Consider the following 1,385-nt stretch of genomic DNA (forward strand, 5'->3'; position numbering starts at 1 on the left):
AACTTGTCGCGGCTCAGGGCTTTTTTGTTGTCTGATGTGTTGACGGCTGACGGGGTGTTGGTGAGTCGGGTCATCGTTGACTGCGGTGGTCAAGGTTTCTTGGGCTGGTAGTTCTTGGCGGGGTCGATGGTGAACTCGGCGATGATCTGGCCGGTGTTCATGCTGCTGACGGTGACGTCGCGGTCGTGGACGAGCAGGAGCACGGGTGTGCCGGTGTGGGCGCGGCCAATGCCGAGGTGGCGGAGGTGGCCGGCGTAGCGGATGGTGACCTTCCCGTTCTTATCGACTTTGTCTGTGCGGGAGCGCCATTCCGTGGTGTCGCTGGTGCTGGTCGGGGTCGCTTTGGGGAGGTCGGTGTAGGCCTGTTCGGGGGTGCGGCGGCCGAGAGATCGGTGTGGGCGGCGGGTGTTGTACCAGGTCGTGAACTCGGTGAGCAGGACTGCGAGGTCGTCGATGGTGTCGGGCAGCGGGTGTGCTTTGAGCCAGCGTTTGAGGGTCTGATGGAAGCGTTCGATCTTCCCTTGGGTCTGCGGGTGGCCGGGGCGGCCGTTCTTCTGGGTGATGCCGTGGGCTGCGAGGAGTTTCTCGAATCCGCCGCGGGCGCCTTTGTGGCGTGCCAGGCGGGTGGTGAACACGAGCCCGTTGTCGGTGAGGGTGGACATCGGTGGCCCGTAGCGGCGGATGAGTTCGGTCATCACGGCGGTGACCATCGGGCCGGTGAACGCGGCCGCGGGCCGGATATCGAGCAGATAGCGAGCATGGTCGTCGAGGAAGTCGAGGATCTCGATGCGGGTGCCGTCGGCGAGGAACCAGTGGGTGATGTCGGCTTGCCAGCATTCGTTGGGCAGGTCGGCTTGGAAGCGGATGTAGGAGTTGCGGGGGCGCTTTTTCGGGGCGGGAGTGATGAGCCCTGCGGTGTGCAGGATGCGCCGGATGGTCGAGGTGGAGGGGGCGGGGTGGCCTTCCTGCTCGAGGTGCCAGACGATCGTGACGGGGCCGGCGTCAGCGCCGGAGCGGGTGAGTTCGCGGCGCAGCTGGATGATCCTGTCTCGGATCGCGGGGACGGTGGTGCCGGGTCGGGTCTTCGGGGCGCGCGAGCGCGGCGCGACCCCGTCGGGCCCTTCGTCCTCGTAGCGGCGCACGAGAGTATGCACCCATTGTCGGGTTACCCCGAAACGGGCCGCGGCTTCGACGTGGGACAGCCCCTGGTCGTGGACGGCGCGGACGATGACGAGATTCTTCGGCTTCATGCCGTCAACGATGTCCCGACTCATCGGTCAACGATCACGACCAGCAGCCTGTCAACCATGACGCGACTCACCTGTCAACGATCATGAGCAGATTTCCCACGATCAGCCGTCAACGATGTGGTGAATTCCGACACC

The 1,385-nt window shown here is 65.1% G+C and carries 1 protein-coding gene; it reads right to left on the minus strand.

The features are described 5' to 3' along the window. Positions 1-89 precede the first annotated feature (89 nt). Positions 90-1,250: an IS481 family transposase gene (locus tag FM104_RS10935; RefSeq protein WP_087132282.1), complete on the minus strand. Its 1,161-nt coding sequence runs from the start codon at positions 1,248-1,250 to the stop codon at positions 90-92. Between the last annotated feature and the right edge of the window lie 135 nt (positions 1,251-1,385).

Origin of the sequence: Microbacterium esteraromaticum, assembly GCF_900163815.1 — a bacterium.
GTDB lineage: Bacteria > Actinomycetota > Actinomycetes > Actinomycetales > Microbacteriaceae > Microbacterium > Microbacterium esteraromaticum_B.

Coding starts and splice junctions, on each gene's coding strand:
- FM104_RS10935 (WP_087132282.1), bottom strand. CDS start 1,250: ATGAAGCCGAAGAATCTCGTCATCGTCCGCGCCGTCCACGACCAGGGG.